The organism is Staphylococcus schweitzeri, assembly GCF_002902405.1.
In the GTDB taxonomy this organism is placed as follows: Bacteria; Bacillota; Bacilli; order Staphylococcales; family Staphylococcaceae; genus Staphylococcus; species Staphylococcus schweitzeri.
The window spans coordinates 66,979-85,445 of sequence record NZ_PPQS01000025.1 but is presented as its reverse complement, the minus strand read 5'-3'; the positions used below and the strand labels follow the sequence as shown (position 1 = coordinate 85,445).

The following is an 18,467-nucleotide window of genomic DNA, read 5'->3' as shown; positions in this document are numbered from 1 at the left end:
CTTACGCGTCCTCCTCATTCATGATTGTAGGCACTTTAAATTGTCCATCTTCTGTTTCTTTGGCATTTTTCAAAGCTAACTCTTGTGGAATACCTTTGATTGCTTTATCTTCTCGTAAAACGTTTTGTAAATCTAAAACGTGATATGTAGGTTCTACGCCTTCTGTATCTGCGCTATCATTTTGTTTTGCAAAATCTAAAATGCTTTCTAATGTGTTGGCCATTTCTTCCGTTTCTTCAGGAGAAATTTGAAGTCGTGCAAGATTTGCAATATGCTCAACTTCTTCACGTGTAACTTTTGTCATTAATAAAAGCCTCCTTTTATTCATTCATCACTAAATTGTATCAAATTTCCATTTAAAAATCTAAGTATTTATGAGATGCAACTATAAATTTATACAATCTGTATAGGTTTACTCACTCATAAGACGTTCACTATTTAAAGTGTTCAAAGTCATTTTATATTTTGTGTACCTTAATATAATATTATGATTATGCAATTTTAATTATAAAAATTTGCACATAACCAAAATTACGTAAGCGTTTTCTTTATTGCTATAAAAGTATTTACAACTGAATAAATTTAATTTTCCTACTTTTCTAAACTTTTATCTTTATGTATAATGTTTTCATGTAACTAAATTATAAATTAAATAAAGGGAGTGTTTATCATGCTTACAATGGGGACAGCATTAAGTCAACAAGTTGACGCCAATTGGCAAACCTATATAATGATTGCCGTGTATTTCTTAATACTTATTGTTATTGGTTTTTATGGCTATAAACAAGCAACTGGCAACCTAAGCGAGTATATGTTAGGTGGACGTAGCATTGGTCCATACATCACTGCTTTATCAGCTGGAGCATCGGATATGAGTGGTTGGATGATTATGGGTCTTCCAGGTTCTGTGTATAGTACTGGACTTTCAGCAATGTGGATTACAATCGGTTTGACATTAGGTGCTTACATTAATTATTTTGTTGTTGCACCTAGGCTTCGTGTTTATACTGAATTAGCTGGAGATGCCATTACGTTACCTGACTTCTTTAAAAACCGCTTAAACGATAAAAATAATATTCTTAAAATTATTTCAGGATTAATCATTGTTGTATTCTTTACTTTATATACACATTCCGGATTCGTATCAGGTGGTAAATTATTTGAAAGTGCCTTCGGTTTAAACTACCATTTCGGTTTAATTTTAGTTGCTTTCATTGTTATTTTCTATACGTTCTTTGGTGGCTATCTAGCTGTATCAATTACAGATTTCTTCCAAGGTGTCATTATGTTAATCGCGATGGTTATGGTCCCTATTGTTGCTATGATGAACTTAAATGGTTGGGGTACGTTTCATGATGTAGCTGCTATGAAACCTACTAATTTAAATTTATTTAAAGGCTTATCATTCATAGGTATTATTTCACTATTTTCATGGGGATTAGGTTATTTCGGTCAACCTCATATTATAGTAAGATTTATGTCTATCAAATCACATAAAATGTTACCAAAAGCTAGACGTTTAGGAATTAGCTGGATGGCAGTTGGTTTATTAGGTGCAGTTGCTGTTGGATTAACTGGTATCGCATTTGTACCTGCTTATCATATTAAATTAGAAGATCCAGAAACATTATTTATAGTAATGAGCCAAGTACTCTTCCATCCTCTTGTTGGTGGTTTCTTACTAGCTGCAATTTTAGCGGCAATTATGAGTACAATTTCATCACAATTACTTGTAACTTCAAGCTCATTAACAGAAGATTTTTACAAATTAATTCGTGGTGAAGAAAAAGCAAAAACGCATCAAAAAGAATTCGTTATGGTTGGACGATTATCAGTATTAGTAGTAGCTATTGTTGCAATTTCTATCGCATGGAATCCAAATGATACAATTTTAAACCTAGTTGGTAATGCTTGGGCAGGATTCGGCGCATCATTCAGTCCACTTGTGTTATTCTCACTTTATTGGAAAGGTTTAACACGTGCAGGTGCTGTAAGCGGCATGGTATCAGGTGCCCTTGTTGTTATTATTTGGATTGCATGGATTAAACCATTAGCACAGATTAATGAAATCTTTGGTTTATACGAAATCATTCCAGGATTTATTGTAAGTGTTATCGTTACGTATGTTGTAAGTAAACTTACTAAAAAACCAGGTGCATTTGTAGAAACAGATTTAAATAAAGTTAGAGATATTGTTCGAGAAAAATAAATCATTAGTTTTAACATATTAAAAAGGTACTACTGTTAATCAAATTAGATTAGCAATAGTACCTTTTTGCTTTATTTAAATGTATTAGTAATTAATTACTATAAATATGAACTTGTGGTTCTTTATCATCTTTTGTTTTACTAATTAAAGCGCGTGGTTGGTTACCATCTTTAATACGAATTTCATAGTTATCAATTTTATCGAAATATTTATTCGCTTGTTCAGTAACGTACTGAGTAATACCAATTGATTCAGCTTGTCCATAATAATCGATTGGCAAATCTACCACTAAACGTTGTGGTTTTTTATCAACAAATTTAACTTTCCCTACTGCTTGTGTGAAATTAGAAAAATATGATTGCAAATTATCATTAAATTGCTTGAAATTATTATTTAAATTTTCATCATAATCTGCTGCTGTTGAAGAAGGTAATAAAGCTGATTTTTCATTGATATTATGCCATTCATTAAGCTTTGTTTGACTCTTTTCTGCAGTCGCTTGTGTGATAAACTCACCTGGTGTAATTGAATCTTCACTTGATTGCTTATAAATTGCAAAATGAATTGGTATATCTTTTAAATCGTCATTTTCACGTAATCTTGATAATATTTCACTAGCCATTTGTTTACCTTGCTTTTTAACTTCGCTATCATCTAGTTTTTTACTAAAAGTCGGTCCATCTTTTTCTTTTTTGTAGTAATAAACACTATTCATAGCTAAACCAATTGTCATACCTTTAATATTCTTACCTTTTGTATCTCCACCACCATAAAAATCTTGTTCTAAAATGTTGGATAAATATGCAGGTGATTTTTCCGCAATCTTTTCAGGATTCGTTTCACCTTCATGTGACGGATTGAGACCTAAGTTTTCATTTGCTTTCTTATCTTTTTTATCCTTTTCAGACATTTTATCAATTTCTTGTTTTGTATACTTAGGGTCTAAATAAGCATTAATTGTTTTCTTATCTAAAAATTGACCATCTTGATATAAATATTTATCTGTTGGAAAAACTTCTTTACTTAAGTTCAGCAAACCATCTTCAAAGTCGCCACCATTATAACTATTCGCCATATTATCTTGTAAAAGTCCTCTTGCCTGACTTTCTTTAAACGGTAATAATGTACGATAGTTATCACCTTGCACATTTTTATCAGTGGCAATTTCTTTTACTTGACTTGAACTACTGTTATGCTTTTTGTTATCTTTTCCAGCTTGGTCATCTTTATTATTTCCACAAGCAGCGAGTATAAAGATTGCTGTAATCAATAATACTAATGTACGCTTCATCGACATACCCCTCTAACTATTTAATTCATTTTGCTTATCTACAAATTGTTGTTCTGTCCAAATTTCAATACCTAAACTTTGTGCTTTAGTTAATTTTGATCCCGCATCTTCACCTGCAATGACAACATCTGTATTTTTAGTTACACTGCTCGTTACTTTAGCACCTTGTGATGCAAGCCATTTAGATGCTTCATTACGCGTCATTTGATGTAACTTACCAGTCAATACCATTGTTTTACCACTAAATTCAGGATGTCCTTCAATATCTGATGTTTTGATACCTTTATAAATCATATTAACATGTTTATCTTTTAATTTTTGAATTAAAGCACGAATATCTTCATTTTCTAAATATGTGACTACGGATTGTGCCAATTTATCACCAATATCATGAATTTCAATTAATTCTTCCTGAGTTACTGTCAATAAACGTTCCATCGTTTCATATTTTTCTGCCAAAACTTGACTTGCTTTAACTCCTAAATGTCTGATACCTAAACCAAATAATAAATGTTCAAGTGAATTCGATTTAGCATGTTGAATTGCTGCCAATAAATTATCAACTTTTTTCTGTCCCATTCTTTCTAATGGAAGTAAGTCTTCTTCAGTTAAGTAAAAAATGTCAGCCACATCTTTAATTAACTCATGTTGATATAATTGTTGAATGATTTTAGTACCTAAGCCATCAATATTCATGGCCTGTCTTGATACAAAATGAATTAAGCCTTCAACAAGTTGAGCTTGGCATTTTGGATTAATACAGCGAAGTGCAACTTCACCTTCAATGCGAACTAATTCATGACCACAACTCGGACAATGTGTTGGCATATGATAAGTTACAGCATCATCAGGTCGACGATCTGGTATACTTCTCACAACTTCAGGTATAATGTCTCCTGCTTTTTTAACGACTACACTATCACCAATACGAATATCTCTTTCATGAATTAAATCTTCGTTGTGTAGTGATGCTCTTGAAACAGTTGTTCCAGCAACTTTTACAGGTTCTAATATAGCAGTTGGTGTCACCACACCTGTTCGTCCAATACTTAATTCAATATCTAATAATTTAGTAACAACTTCTTCTGCCGGAAATTTATAGGCAATAGCCCATCTTGGTGATTTTTGTGTGAATCCCATTTCGTCTTGTTGGTCTAAATCATTTACTTTGATTACGATACCATCGATATCATAGGGTAATGATTCTCTTTGACTCGTCCATTTTTCAATATATTCTAAAACACCATCAATATCTCTTACACGTTCACGATTTTTATTTGTTTTAAAACCTAACTTATCTAATTCATCTAAAGCATCACTTTGTGAACGGGCATTAAAATCAGTGAAGTCATTCACACTATAAATAAATACACTTAGTTTTCGTTTTGCAGTAAGTTTAGAATCTAGCTGTCTTAATGAACCAGCTGCAGCATTTCTAGGATTTGCAAACAATTGCTCCCCATTTTTCTCTTTTTCCTCATTTAAATGTAAAAATGATCGTCTCGGCATATATGCTTCACCACGAACTTCTACATTCAATGGTTCTTTCATTTTCAAAGGTATCGCATGAATTGTTTTTAAATTTTCGGTAATATCTTCACCTGTTGTTCCATCACCACGTGTTAAACCTTGAACAAAGTATCCATCAACATATTTTAATGATACTGCTAAGCCATCGATTTTCAATTCACACATATATTCAACACTACCAATTTGTTCACGTATGCGTTGATCAAATTTTCTTAAATCTTCTTCATTGAAGGCATTTCCTAAACTAAGCATAGGTGTATCATGATTAACTTTATTAAAAGAGGCTTGGGCTTCGCCACCAACTCTAACTGTTGGTGAATCTACAGTTTTATATTCAGGATGTTCCTCTTCAATTTGGATAAGTTCATGTAATAATTTGTCATATTCACTATCTGGCACAGATGGACTATCCTGTACATAATACTCGTAACTGTATTGATTTAATAAATCATGTAGCTCGTTAACACGAGACGTTAAATCAGCCATCCCTTAATCCTCCTTTTTTTCAATTGGGGCAAATTGTGCTAGTAAACGTTTTGGTCCTTGTGATTTAAAAATAATATCCAGTTCAATAGAACCATTTTTTTCATTTACGTTACTTACCATACCTTCTCCCCATGCTTTATGCATCACTTTGTCACCTACGTTCCAATCAGATGACGTCACTTGTTTTTTCGTTGATGTTGTTCGTTGACTAAACCCCCGTTTCGCAAATGGTGTAGATTTTGGTTGAATCGTTTGTCGTTTTGAAGTTGAATGATTTTCTAATAATGATTCTGGAATCTCTTTTAAAAACCTTGATGGCATATTTGACTGTGGACGACCAAATAACATTCTAGATGTCGCATGTGTGATATATAATATTTCTTCTGCTCTAGTTATTGCCACATAACAAATACGTCGCTCTTCTTGCATTTCATGATCATCGTCACTTTTAATAGCTCTTATGTGTGGGAATAATGATTCTTCCATACCCATTATAAAGACTATTGGAAATTCAAGACCTTTTGCAGAGTGCATAGTCATTAAAGTAACACCATTTTCAGTGTCCGCTTCATCAATATCTGCAACTAATGATAAATCTGTTAAAAAGTTAATAAGTGATTGTTCTTCTAATGGTGTATTTTCTTCATAGTCTTGTGGAACTGACATAAATTCATCGATGTTTTCTAATCTACTTCGAGATTCTAGTGTATTTTCACGTTCAAGCATGTCTCGATATCCTGATTTTTTTAAAACTTCATCAACGATTTCATGAATTTCTAAAAAATCTTGTTCTTTTATCAAATTCTGAATTAATTCGTAAAAATTAAGACACTCTTGTGTCACCTTCTTAGATAATCCAATAAAATCAGCTTCACCAAGTGCATCGAACATACTGATATTATTTTGAAGTGCATAATTTTGAATCTTTTCAACCGATGAAGGCCCGACACCACGTTTTGGGACGTTTATAATACGTTGCAAACTTATGTCATCGTTACTGTTGGCTATCATACGCAAGTAACTAAGTAAATCTTTGATTTCTTTACGATCATAGAACTTTTGACCACCAACCATAGTGTATGGAATATTCGATTTCATAAATGTTTCTTCAAGCACACGTGATTGAGCATTCGTTCTATATAAGATTGCCATATCTTGATATTTCTTGCCATTACGCTGATGTTTCATAATTTCACGTACAACATATTCCGTTTCATCACGTTCAGTCATTGCTTCATAATAATGAATTTTCTCACCATTTGTATTCGCAGTCCATAGCCCTTTTGGCTTACGCTCAGAATTATTTTTAATTACTTCATTTGCCGCATTTAAAATTGTCTTTGTTGAACGGTAATTTTGCTCTAAAAAGATTGTTTTCGCTTCTGGATAATCTTCTTCAAAGGATAAAATATTTTGAATATCAGCACCACGCCAGCCATAGATTGATTGATCCGAATCACCTACAACACATAAATTTTTAAATTTACTAGCTAATAACTTAACTAATGTGTATTGTGCTTTATTCGTATCTTGGTATTCATCTACATGTATATACTGGAATTTATTTTGGTAATATTCTAATACATCTGGTACACGTTCGAATAAATTAATAGTTGTCATGATTAAATCATCAAAATCTAATGCTTCATTACGCGATAATTGTCGCTGATACCCACTATAAACTGTAGCAACCATTTGTGAATGGTAATCAGTTGCTTCTTTTTGAGCATCTTCCGGTGTTTTAAGTTCATTTTTCAAATTACTGATTGCTCCAATAAACATACGTGGCTCGAACTTTTTACTATCAATATTTTCATTTTTCAAAACATCTTTAATAACAGACTTTTGGTCAGTAGGATCAATTATCGTAAAATTACGCTCAATACCAATACGATCCGCATCACGACGTAAAATACGAACACACATAGAGTGAAATGTAGACATCCAAATCACTTCTGCTTGATCGCCAACTAATTTTTGAACACGTTCTTTCATCTCTCTTGCAGCTTTATTAGTAAAAGTAATTGCTAAAACGTTGTAAGGTGAGACATCTTTTTCGTCTAATAAATAAGCAATTCGATGTGTTAAAACACGTGTCTTTCCTGAACCAGCACCTGCCATAATTAACAATGGTCCTTCTGTTGTTTTTACAGCTTCACTTTGTTCTGTATTCATATGATTTAATAACGCATTCATTTACTAGACTCCTTTATTTTCACTGTTTTTAATGCTTTTTTTATATCTTTATAAATAATATCACCGACAATAATTGTATCTGCAATAGCTGCCATCTCTACTGCTTGTTGTTCTGATGAAATACCGCCTCCATAAAATAGCTGCGTTTCTGTTAAATGTTCTGAGGCAGCTTTTACTATAGAACTATCTCCATATTCACCACTATATTCTAAATACATTACTGGTAAACGATACATGTAATTTGCCATTTGAGCATATGCTTCAATATCCTCTTTCGATAAATTTGTATTCGCTTTTGTATGCTTTGCTACTTTACTTTCAGGATTACAAACAACATATCCTTCAAATATTACTTCTTCAAAATCAATACTATGCCCAAATGTTTTAAGTGCTTGTAGTAATATACCGTTGTGGAATGACACATCTGTACTATTTAAAACTGTTGGTATGAAATAAAAATCAAATCCAGGCATAACACTTTCAAGGTTTGAAATTTCGAGCGCTAAAGGTAATGGGTACCGTCTAACTCTACTCATTAAATGAATAACATTATCTTCTGTAACGTCATCAGTTCCACCAATCATGATTGCATCAGTTTGAGACATACAAATTGCATCTAAATCATCATCCGAAATGTGTTTTGCTGGGTCTAATTTAAAAATATGGCGCCATTTTTTAATGTCATACATTTTCCGAAACTCCTTTTTTAACATACATATGATTATAGCATTTTTAAGTGTCTAGTTCTAAAGACTTAACATGAATTTTATCGTCTTTTTCTATATAAAAATTTTCGTGAAAAAACAATGATTATCTATCTTGATTTAAAGGATAGATAATCATTGTTTGCTGTTTATTTATTATTCATTTGTTTCAATATTCATACGATCCAAAATCATTGTGTAAGCATCATTACCCCATTGCAATGAACGCTTCACTCTAGAAATCGTTGCCGTTGACGCCCCAGATTCTTGTTCGATTGTTGCATAGGTATAACCTTGCTTAATCATTTTCGCAACCTGTAATCTTTGAGACAGTGATTGAATTTCATTTACAGTACACAAATCATCGAAAAATTGGTAACACTCTTCTCTATTCTCCAACGTTAGTATTGCATCAAATAATTCATCTAACGCTTTACCACGTAATTTTTCAATTTGCATATCGAAACAACCCCTATAATTTTATTCTTTATGTCATTTTAACGCATTAATCTACTAAAGTGTAGCAATTTATACTTATGTTCGGGTCTATAGCGTCACTTCGTCAATTATTCTGATAATCCTGCACGTACAAAAATAGTATCAACTTGATTCAAGTGATGTTTAGGATTAAAACATTCATCTAATTCTTCTTTTGATAAAACATTTGTAATTGTTTCATCTTGTTCAATTAATTCACGGAAAGGTGTTTTTGTTTCCCATGATGTCATAGCTTTTGGTTGTACTTTATCATAAGCTTCTTCGCGAACCATGCCTTTATTAATTAATGCAAGTAAAACTCGTTGTGAGAAAATTAATCCAAAAGTTTTATCAATATTATTACGCATGTTATCTTCAAATACTGTCAGGCGATCCACAATGTTAGTGAAACGATTCAATGCATAATCTAATGCTATTGTAACATCTGGTAACATAATTCGCTCAGCTGAAGAATGAGATATATCTCTTTCATGCCATAGTGGCACATTTTCATATGCAGTTGTAATGTATCCTCGAATTACTCTTGAAATACCAGTTATATTTTCAGAACCTATTGGATTTCGTTTATGCGGCATTGCAGATGATCCTTTTTGTCCTTTTGCAAAAGCTTCTTCCACTTCTCTTGTTTCAGTCTTTTGTAAATTACGAATTTCAACCGCAAATTTTTCTAAAGACGTCGCGATTAATGCCAATGTCGCAATATAATAAGCATGTCGGTCGCGTTGTAATGTCTGTGTTGAAACAGGCGCTGTTCCGATTCCTAAATGCTTACAAACGTAACTTTCAATTTCAGGTGGAATGTTAGCAAATGTACCTACTGCACCACTCATTTTACCAACTTCGATTTCTTCTCTAACTTGTTTAAAACGCTTTAAGTTACGTTGCATTTCCGTATACCATAGTGCCATTTTAACACCAAATGTTGTTGGTTCTGCATGAACACCATGTGTACGTCCCATCATTAATGTATATTTATAATTTTTCGCTTTTTCAGCTAGAACTTCGATAAATCTTTCTAAATCTTTTTCAATAATGTCATTCGCTTGTTTAATAACAAAACTCAAAGCTGTATCTACAACATCAGTAGAAGTTAAACCATAATGTACCCACTTACGTTCTTCACCTAGTGTTTCAGAGACTTGTCTAGTAAAAGCTACAACATCATGGCGCGTTTCTTGCTCAATTTCTTGAGCACGTTCGACATTTACTTTTGCATTTTGGCGAATTTTTTGTACATCTTCTTTAGGAATATGACCTAATTCACTCCATGCTTCACATGCTAAAATTTCTACTTCTAACCATGCTTCATAGCGATTTTGATCAGTCCAAATATTAGACATTTCTTCTCTAGAATAACGTTCAATCATTTTTTTAACTCCTATCGTATGTATACTCAGATTTTTTATAATAAACAGAACATTAATCGTTATAAGTTTTATAATGTTCGTTTTTAACTCTACTCTTCACAGTTTAACAGAATTGGTTATAAATGTATAAAAAATTTCCGTATATTCTCATTTTATTTTATTTTTTACATTAATACAATTATCTATTGCAGATTAATACTGATTTCTAATTGTAAATGTTCGCAACACTTTAATCTAATTGGCATTTATAATGATCCATTAAGAATATATTATTGCATTTTAGTTTTTCTCCCCTCACCTACACTATCCAACTTTTTATTACAATTAGGACAATCAATAGCTTTAGTAATACCAGATATTATTCACTTTACTTCTCCTATTGTATGGAATTTTCAACAATCTACTTTACCTAGTTTCATAATATTTCTTCTTAGATTTCATAATATGTTTTAAAATTATTCACTTCTAATATAACAAATTTTCTACTCACAAAAAGAATATATGTTCTATTGCATAGGTGTAACATTTTAAATATAAGCCATTAATATTGAACTCCAGAATCGTATAAATACGAAACTGATTATAGAAAAATACGCAGAGATTTTCTTAATAGTAAATTCTTATAGAAAGACATAAATTAACTACGCTTCTTTCAAAATCGACTAATATATTTTCATGAAACTTTCGATCATATTAATTATTGAATGAGATGCTAACAATTTAGTAAATAAGCTACTAAATTATTACATAAACTGATAATGTGTAAAAATTAAATATTTTTTAAACATAGATTAAAAAATTATATTGAAACTCTTAACTAAATTTAATATAATTATTTTATAATAAAATAAAGGAGTTTTTATATGAAAAGAAACTTTCCAAAATTAATAGCTTTAAGTTTAATACTTTCTTTAAGTGTTACCCCTATTGCAAACGCTGAGAGCAATTCAAATATCAAAGCAAAAGATAAGAAGCATGTGCAAGTTAATGTCGAGGATAAGAGAGTTCCTACTGACGTACGTAATTTAGCGCAAAAAGACTATCTTTCTTATGTTACTTCACTTGATAAAATCTATAATAAAGAGAAAGCCTCGTATACACTTGGTGAACCTTTTAAAATTTATAAATTCAACAAGAAGAGTGATGGTAATTATTATTTTCCAGTTTTGAACACTGAAGGTAATATCGATTATATAGTTACAATTTCACCAAAAGTCACTAAGTATTCTAGTTCATCTTCTAAATACACAATCAATGTTTCTCCATTTTTATCTAAAGTCTTAAATCAATATAAAGATCAACAAATTACTATTTTGACAAACTCAAAAGGTTACTATGTGGTAACTCAAAATCATAAAGCTAAACTCGTACTAAAAACACCACGTCTAGAAGATAAAAAGGTAAAAAAGACCGAGAGTATACCTACTGGCAATAATGTAACGCAACTAAAGCAAAAAGCTTCTGTCACTATGCCAACTAGTCAATTTAAAAGTAATAATTATACTTACAACGAGCAATATGTAAATAAACTTGAGAATTTCAATATAAGAGAAACTCAAGGTAACAATGGTTGGTGTGCAGGCTATACGATGTCTGCATTACTAAATGCAACTTATAATACTAACAAATATCATGCAGAAGCTGTTATGAGATTTTTACACCCAAACATACAAGGACAACAATTCCAATTTACTGGTTTAACACCAAGAGAGATGATTTATTTTGGACAAACTCAGGGAAGAAATCCACAATTTCTTAATAGAATGACTACATATAATGAAGTTGACAATCTTACTAAAAATAATAAAGGAATTGCTGTTTTAGGTAGTAGAGTAGAATCAAGAAACGGTATGCACGCAGGGCATGCCATGGCAGTTGTTGGGAACGCTAAATTAGACAATGGACAAGAGGTTATCATTATATGGAATCCATGGGATAATGGTTTTATGACTCAAGATGCTAAAAACAATGTTATTCCAGTATCCAATGGCGACCATTATCAATGGTATTCATCTATTTATGGTTATTAAAATTTGTATTTTAGAAAGGTAAATAATATTATGGAACAATTTGAATTATTTAGTATTGATAAATTCAAATGTAATTCAGAGGCTAAGTATTATCTTAATATTATTGAGGGAGAATGGCATCCTCAAGATTTAAATGATAGCCCTTTAAAATTTATTCTCAGTACCTCAGACGATTCTGATTACATTTGCAAATATATAAATGCAGAACACAAACAACTCACATTATATAATAAAAATAATAGCTCAATTGTTATTGAAATATTTATACCAAATGATAATAAAATACTACTAACAATAATGAACACAGAAGCTTTGGGAACTTCTCCTAGAATGACTTTCATTAAACATAGGTCATAAGACTATCTAGATATGATTAAGTAAACTATTAATCTTATTAAAGGTCTCTAGGAAGAAAAAATTTCATGCGATGAGATTGTTTTAGAAAAAGCGATGATATATATAATTTAACAATGATTTTAAAATATTAAGAACCCCCAGCATATGCTTTATATAGCTTGCTGGGGGTTTCTCATACAATATGGATTGAGCATCTTGCATGTATAAATACTAAGGCTATTCAAATTATAATCACTCAAACTTTGAATAGCCTTTCCAATTCAAATAATCATTATTTAAATTGGATTATGTTATTGAATTTTCTTTCCGACAAAAATGATTTCTTGATGTGAAACTTCAATTGTTCCATCTTTTTGTTCTTGAAATACAGGTTTTTCAAGACGTTTTACAGGCATATATCCTTGCTTCTTCATTCGAGTTAAACAATCAGTAATAGTTTCATTATCAGCTACTTTGAATTTCATGTTCTACAACACTTTCAAGTTCTTCCGGTTGATAATTTTTAAGTTTTCTACGACGAATGCCTTTTGTCCAGAAACCACCATGTATATTTCTTGGCTCATACGCAATGATAAATGCTTTTGGATCTAAATTTTTGATTGTATCCATTAATTTACGTTCATATTTTCTTGGTGTCAGTATTTGCATTACCATTCGACTACCATCTCGTCCAAATGCAGCATAGTGTGTAACGCCATACCCTAAATTTCGCAATTCATTTGGTAAATCAAGCTCGTATTCTGCCGAAGTTACATTTACTACTGTATAACCAAGTGCAAGTTTTTCTTCAATTTTCATACCAACAATGATACCAATTGAAAAGCCAAATGCATATGCAATAATATTTTGGATGTGATCTAAATTAGACATTACTAATCCTAGACCAACGATATAAATCAATACTTCTAAAAAGCTTACTGACGCTGCAATATAACGATATCCTTTCAACGTTAAAATTGTTCGCATCGTTAAAAACGTTACATAACAAACGTTAATGATAAATATAGTCAATACCATTAACCATGGGTTTTCTGTTACGAATGACATAAGACGCCACACTCTCTTTCAATTACACTTTAATTTTCGATCCGTTTCAATCTAATCATAATGAATGCATATTAATATAATATAGTACGAAATCTCTAAGAAATAAATAGTGAATTAAGCTTATTTTAGATTTATACTTAAAATTATTTCAGTTAGCTTTATATGCACATTTCACAGATTTGAATTTTAAAATATTTATTTAAGATTTTCATTTTTGTCTCATTTATCGTTGATTCAGTCATTTAGCTAAATATACAATTACCTCTGCCTAATAAAAGTCTTGCTTTTATACTTTTGGCCATGTGTATCTTGTATATGCCAATTCACGTTTATGTGCGTTTCTAACATAGTGATTTTCAATCACTTTTTGATCTTCTGATGCAACTGGTTTTCCTTCTAAGTAATCATCAATTGCTTCATAAGTCACTCCTAATGCTTCTTCATCAGGAAGCTGCGGTTTGTCGTCTTCTAAATCTGCCGTTGGTGTTTTTTCGTATAATTGTCTTGGCGCCCCCAAGTATTCCAATAATTGACGTCCTTGTCGTTTATTCAAACCAAATATTGGCGCAATATCTGCAGCTCCATCACCATATTTCGTGTAAAAACCTGTAATATTTTCGGCTGAATGGTCGGTTCCTACTACAATACCTTGACGATTTGATGCAATTGAAAATTGTACTTTCATACGTTCACGGGCTTTTTCATTTCCCTTTTGAAAATCTGTAAGTACAATGCCTGCTTCTTTTAATGATTGAACACTTTGATCAACTGCAGGTTTAATATTTACTGTGACAATCTCGTCCGGATTAATAAACTTCAATGCTTGTTCAACTTCGTGTGCGTCTTTTTGAATACCATAAGGTAACTTAACTGCTATAAATGTACATTCATTACCTTCTCCACGTAATTCATTTACTGCCATTTGTACTAACTTTCCTACTAATGTTGAATCTTGCCCACCTGAAATACCTAATACGAGTGATTTAATAAATGAATGTGATTGTACATAGCTTTTTACAAATTGTTTTAATTCTGCAATTTCTTCAGCACTATTAATACTTTTTTTGACTTTCATTTCTTCTACAATAACATCTTGTAATTTAGTCATTATCTTCTTCCATCTCCTTAACATGTTCTGCTACTTCGAAAATACGTTTATGTTTATTATCCCAACATGCCTTGCTTAAATCGACTGGATACTCTTGTGGGTTTAAGAATCGTTTATTTTCATCCCAAATCGATTGTAAACCTTGAGTTAGATAATCTCGTGATTCATCTTCCGTCGGCATTTGATATACTAATTTTCCATTTTCATAAATATTATGATGTAAATCAATCGCTTCGAAAGATTTTATAAATTTCATTTTATAGGTATGAACAGGATGAAATAGTTTTAACGGCTTTTCATCATATGGGTTTTCATTTTCTAGAGTAATATAGTCCCCTTCTGCTTTACCGGTTTTCTTATTAATGATGCGATATACTTTTTTCTTACCGGGAGTCGTAACTTTTTCTGCATTGTTTGATAATTTAATGCGATCGCTATATGTCCCATCTTCATTTTCTATCGAAACAAGTTTATATACTGCACCTAATGCTGGTTGGTCATACCCTGTAATCAATTTAGTGCCAACACCCCATGAATCTACTTTAGCTCCTTGTGCTTTTAAACTTGTAATTGTCTCTTCATCTAAATCATTTGATGCAATAATTTTAGTATTAGTAAATCCTGCTTCATCAAGCATACGTCTTGCTTCTTTAGATAAATATGCAATATCTCCTGAGTCAAGTCGAATACCTACAAAGTTAATTTTATCGCCTAATTCTTTAGCCACTTTAATTGCAGTCGGCACTCCTGATTTTAAAGTATGGAATGTATCTACTAAGAATACGCAATTTTTATGTCTTTCAGCATATTTTTTAAAAGCAGTATATTCATCTCCATAAGTTTGTACAAATGCATGTGCATGTGTTCCTGAAACCGGTATACCAAATAGTTTCCCTGCTCTGACATTACTAGTAGAATCAAATCCACCAATGTATGCAGCCCTAGCCCCCCATAATGCAGCATCAATCTCTTGGGCACGACGTGTACCAAATTCCATTAAATTATCATTTGATGCAATTTGACGAATTCGACTTGCTTTTGTTGTAATTAAAGTATGGAAATTTACAATGTTTAACAAAATAGTTTCAATTAACTGTGCTTGAATTAACGGTGCCTCCACACGAAGTAATGGCTCATTTCCAAAACATAGTTCTCCTTCTTGCATTGAACGAATACTTCCTGTAAATTTTAAATCTTTTAAGTATGACAAGAAATCATCTTTATATCCGATAGATTTTAAATATTCTAAATCTGATTCTGAAAAACCAAAATGCTCTATAAAATCAATCACACGTTTTAAACCATTAAAAACTGCATATCCACTGTTAAATGGCATTTTTCTAAAATATAAATCAAATACAGCCATTTTTTCATGTATATTATCATTCCAATAACTTTCAGCCATATTTATTTGATATAAATCATTATGTAGCATTAAACTGTCGTCTTTTAATTGGTACACTCGTATCTCTCCAATCGACCTAAATATTTTCTTACATTTTATCATAATTCAATTTTTAATATGTAATAGAGTCCCTTATTTTACAGACTTTCAATCTTAATCATGCAACAATTTAATGACAGATACATAATTTATAAGAGTATTTTAAAAATGTAGATTATAATATAAAGTGAGGTGTTGTTAATGTTATTTAAAGAGGCTCAAGCTTTCATAGAAAACATGTATAAAGAGTGTCATTATGAAACGCAAATTATCAATAAACGTTTACATGACATAGAACTAGAAATAAAAGAAACTGGGACATATACACATACAGAAGAAGAACTTATTTATGGTGCTAAGATGGCTTGGCGTAATTCAAATCGTTGTATTGGACGCTTATTTTGGGATTCACTCAATGTAGTTGATGCGAGAGATGTACAGGATGAAGAATCATTTTTATCATCAATTATTAATCATATTACTCAAGCCACAAACAATGGTAAATTAAAGCCTTATATTACTATATATGCACCAAAAAATGGGCCCAAAATCTTCAACAATCAACTTATTCGATATGCAGGCTATGACAATTGTGGTGATCCTGTTGAAAAAGAAGTCACACGCTTAGCAAATCATTTAGGTTGGCAAGGAAAAGGTACTAATTTTGACGTGTTACCGTTAATTTACCAATTACCTAATGAATCAGTTAAATTTTACGAATATCCTACTTCATTAATTAAAGAAGTACCCATTGAACATGATTGCTATCCAAAATTAAAAAAATTGAACTTAAAATGGTATGCAGTCCCTATCATTTCCAATATGGATTTAAAAATCGGCGGCATTGTATATCCAACCGCACCCTTTAACGGTTGGTATATGGTAACTGAAATTGGCGTACGTAACTTTATTGATGATTACCGTTACAATTTACTAGAAAAAGTTGCAGATGCGTTCGAATTTGATACACTTAAAAATAATTCATTTAATAAAGATCGAGCACTTGTTGAACTGAACTATGCTGTGTATCATTCCTTTAAAAAAGAAGGCGTATCAATTGTCGATCATTTGACTGCTGCAAAGCAATTCGAACTATTCGAACGTAATGAAGCACAACAAGGTCGTCAAGTTACTGGAAAATGGTCTTGGCTAGCACCGCCATTATCTCCAACATTGACGTCAAATTATCACCATGGATATGACAATACAGTAAAAGATCCAAACTTTTTCTATAAAAAGAAAGAATCAAATGCTAACCAGTGCCCTTTCCATCATTAAGTTAGTAGAGGTGTAGCATATGCAATTATATTATTTAGGACCTAAAGGTACATTTTCATATTTGGCTTGTCGTCAGTATTTTTCTGAAAATGAAATAACTTTTCAACCAAAGTCAAATTTATTTGAAGTCATCAAAGCAGTTGCAGATGATAATACATCGATTGGTGTTGTCCCTATTGAAAATTCTATAGAAGGAACAATCAACATTGTGGCAGATGCACTTGCACAACAAGATGTCTTTGCACACGGTGAAATACGTTTAGATATTAACTTTGCATTATATGGTATTGATACAGATTCCATTTCTGATATTAAAAAAGTGTATTCTATTGCACCAGCAATCAGTCAAACAACAAATTACATACATCAACATCAATTTGAATACGATTATGTCGACAGTACAATTCAAAGTTTGACCAAAATTGAAAATGGCGTTGCAGCAATTGCACCTTTGGGTAGTGGTGAATCTTATGGTTTTACACCTATTGATACACATATTGAAGACTACCCACATAACGTGACACGTTTTTTAGTTATTAAAAATCAGCAGCGATTTGATCAAAATGCGACATCACTGATGTTTCTAATTACACCAATGCATGATAAACCTGGGTTGTTAGCAAGTGTACTTAATACATTTGCCTTGTTTAATATTAATTTATCTTGGATCGAGTCTCGTCCTTTAAAAACACAATTAGGTATGTATCGTTTTTTCGTTCAGGCTGATTCTGCAATTACAACAGATATAAAGAAAGTCATTGCTATTTTAGAAACCTTAGATTTCAAAGTAGAAATGATTGGCGCCTTTAATTAAACTTTATTTTCTAGGTTCTATAATTTAATTAAAATAATAAGTCAACCAAGGATTAAAATTGGAATCCATCCTTGGTTGACTTTCTTTTGTTTGCATTGTTTATATATA

The 18,467-nt window shown here is 31.6% G+C and carries 16 protein-coding genes; 5 read left to right on the top strand and 11 right to left on the bottom strand.

Annotated features, from left to right (window positions below; translation table 11 throughout):
- Window position 1 precedes the first annotated feature (1 nt).
- Window positions 2–304, bottom strand: coding sequence for an Asp-tRNA(Asn)/Glu-tRNA(Gln) amidotransferase subunit GatC (gene gatC / locus CD116_RS04760; RefSeq protein WP_000170162.1), 303 nt, complete (start codon window positions 302–304; stop codon window positions 2–4).
- Window positions 305–670: 366 nt separating this feature from the next.
- On the opposite strand from gatC, the gene putP reads away from it, so the two are divergent.
- The gene (putP, locus tag CD116_RS04755; protein WP_047427423.1) at window positions 671–2,209 is read left to right on the top strand and encodes a sodium/proline symporter PutP; all 1,539 of its coding nucleotides are present in this window, start codon (window positions 671–673) and stop codon (window positions 2,207–2,209) included.
- A gap of 91 nt (window positions 2,210–2,300) precedes the next feature.
- Here the strand turns inward: putP and CD116_RS04750 are convergent, their stop codons facing one another.
- The 6 genes from CD116_RS04750 to purB form a co-directional block, all read right to left on the bottom strand.
- A complete protein-coding gene (locus tag CD116_RS04750; protein WP_047550483.1) occupies window positions 2,301–3,500 on the bottom strand; it encodes a CamS family sex pheromone protein in 1,200 nt (399 codons plus the stop codon).
- 12 nt (window positions 3,501–3,512) lie between these two features.
- A complete protein-coding gene (ligA, locus tag CD116_RS04745) occupies window positions 3,513–5,516 on the bottom strand; it encodes an NAD-dependent DNA ligase LigA (protein ID WP_047550486.1) in 2,004 nt (667 codons plus the stop codon).
- Between the two features lie 3 nt (window positions 5,517–5,519).
- A complete protein-coding gene (pcrA, locus tag CD116_RS04740) occupies window positions 5,520–7,712 on the bottom strand; it encodes a DNA helicase PcrA (protein ID WP_047427417.1) in 2,193 nt (730 codons plus the stop codon).
- On the bottom strand, window positions 7,709–8,401 hold the full coding sequence (gene pcrB / locus CD116_RS04735; RefSeq protein WP_047550489.1) for a heptaprenylglyceryl phosphate synthase: 693 nt from the start codon (window positions 8,399–8,401) through the stop codon (window positions 7,709–7,711). The genes pcrA and pcrB overlap by 4 nt, the downstream gene beginning before the upstream one ends.
- Window positions 8,402–8,572: 171 nt before the next feature.
- The gene (locus CD116_RS04730; RefSeq protein WP_047427413.1) at window positions 8,573–8,875 is read right to left on the bottom strand and encodes a YerC/YecD family TrpR-related protein; all 303 of its coding nucleotides are present in this window, start codon (window positions 8,873–8,875) and stop codon (window positions 8,573–8,575) included.
- Window positions 8,876–8,982: 107 nt separating this feature from the next.
- Window positions 8,983–10,281, bottom strand: a complete 1,299-nt coding sequence (gene purB, locus CD116_RS04725) for an adenylosuccinate lyase (RefSeq protein ID WP_047427410.1) — start codon at window positions 10,279–10,281, stop codon at window positions 8,983–8,985.
- Between the two features lie 863 nt (window positions 10,282–11,144).
- Here purB and scpA point away from each other — a divergent pair.
- Together scpA and CD116_RS04710 are read left to right on the top strand one after the other, a co-directional pair.
- Complete coding sequence (gene scpA / locus CD116_RS04715; protein WP_047531567.1) at window positions 11,145–12,311, top strand: cysteine protease staphopain A; 1,167 nt, start codon at window positions 11,145–11,147, stop codon at window positions 12,309–12,311.
- A 30-nt stretch (window positions 12,312–12,341) separates the two neighbouring features.
- Window positions 12,342–12,668 carry a staphostatin A gene (locus CD116_RS04710; protein WP_047427406.1) on the top strand — a complete coding sequence of 109 codons (327 nt, stop codon included), beginning with the start codon at window positions 12,342–12,344 and terminating at the stop codon, window positions 12,666–12,668.
- 290 nt (window positions 12,669–12,958) lie between these two features.
- Here CD116_RS04710 and CD116_RS04705 read toward each other — a convergent pair whose 3' ends face one another.
- The 4 genes from CD116_RS04705 to CD116_RS04690 all read right to left on the bottom strand — a co-directional run bounded on the left by CD116_RS04705 (window position 12,959) and on the right by CD116_RS04690 (window position 16,285).
- A complete protein-coding gene (locus CD116_RS04705) occupies window positions 12,959–13,132 on the bottom strand; it encodes an NETI motif-containing protein (RefSeq protein ID WP_047531560.1) in 174 nt (57 codons plus the stop codon).
- Window positions 13,113–13,715 carry a DUF2179 domain-containing protein gene (locus CD116_RS04700; protein ID WP_000011540.1) on the bottom strand — a complete coding sequence of 201 codons (603 nt, stop codon included), beginning with the start codon at window positions 13,713–13,715 and terminating at the stop codon, window positions 13,113–13,115. The genes CD116_RS04705 and CD116_RS04700 overlap by 20 nt, the downstream gene beginning before the upstream one ends.
- 286 nt (window positions 13,716–14,001) lie before the next feature.
- Window positions 14,002–14,823 (bottom strand): ammonia-dependent NAD(+) synthetase, encoded by an 822-nt coding sequence (gene nadE / locus CD116_RS04695; protein ID WP_047550494.1) that lies wholly within the window; start codon window positions 14,821–14,823, stop codon window positions 14,002–14,004.
- Window positions 14,816–16,285, bottom strand: coding sequence for a nicotinate phosphoribosyltransferase (locus CD116_RS04690; RefSeq protein WP_047531555.1), 1,470 nt, complete (start codon window positions 16,283–16,285; stop codon window positions 14,816–14,818). Before CD116_RS04690 ends, nadE begins: the two co-directional genes overlap by 8 nt.
- Window positions 16,286–16,468: 183 nt before the next feature.
- Here CD116_RS04690 and CD116_RS04685 point away from each other — a divergent pair, with 183 nt between their 5' ends.
- Together CD116_RS04685 and CD116_RS04680 are read left to right on the top strand one after the other, a co-directional pair.
- Entirely contained in the window at window positions 16,469–17,545 is a 1,077-nt protein-coding gene (locus tag CD116_RS04685; protein ID WP_047531546.1) for a nitric oxide synthase oxygenase, read from the top strand.
- 19 nt (window positions 17,546–17,564) lie between these two features.
- Window positions 17,565–18,359 carry a prephenate dehydratase gene (locus tag CD116_RS04680; RefSeq protein ID WP_047550497.1) on the top strand — a complete coding sequence of 265 codons (795 nt, stop codon included), beginning with the start codon at window positions 17,565–17,567 and terminating at the stop codon, window positions 18,357–18,359.
- Window positions 18,360–18,467: the final 108 nt, after the last annotated feature.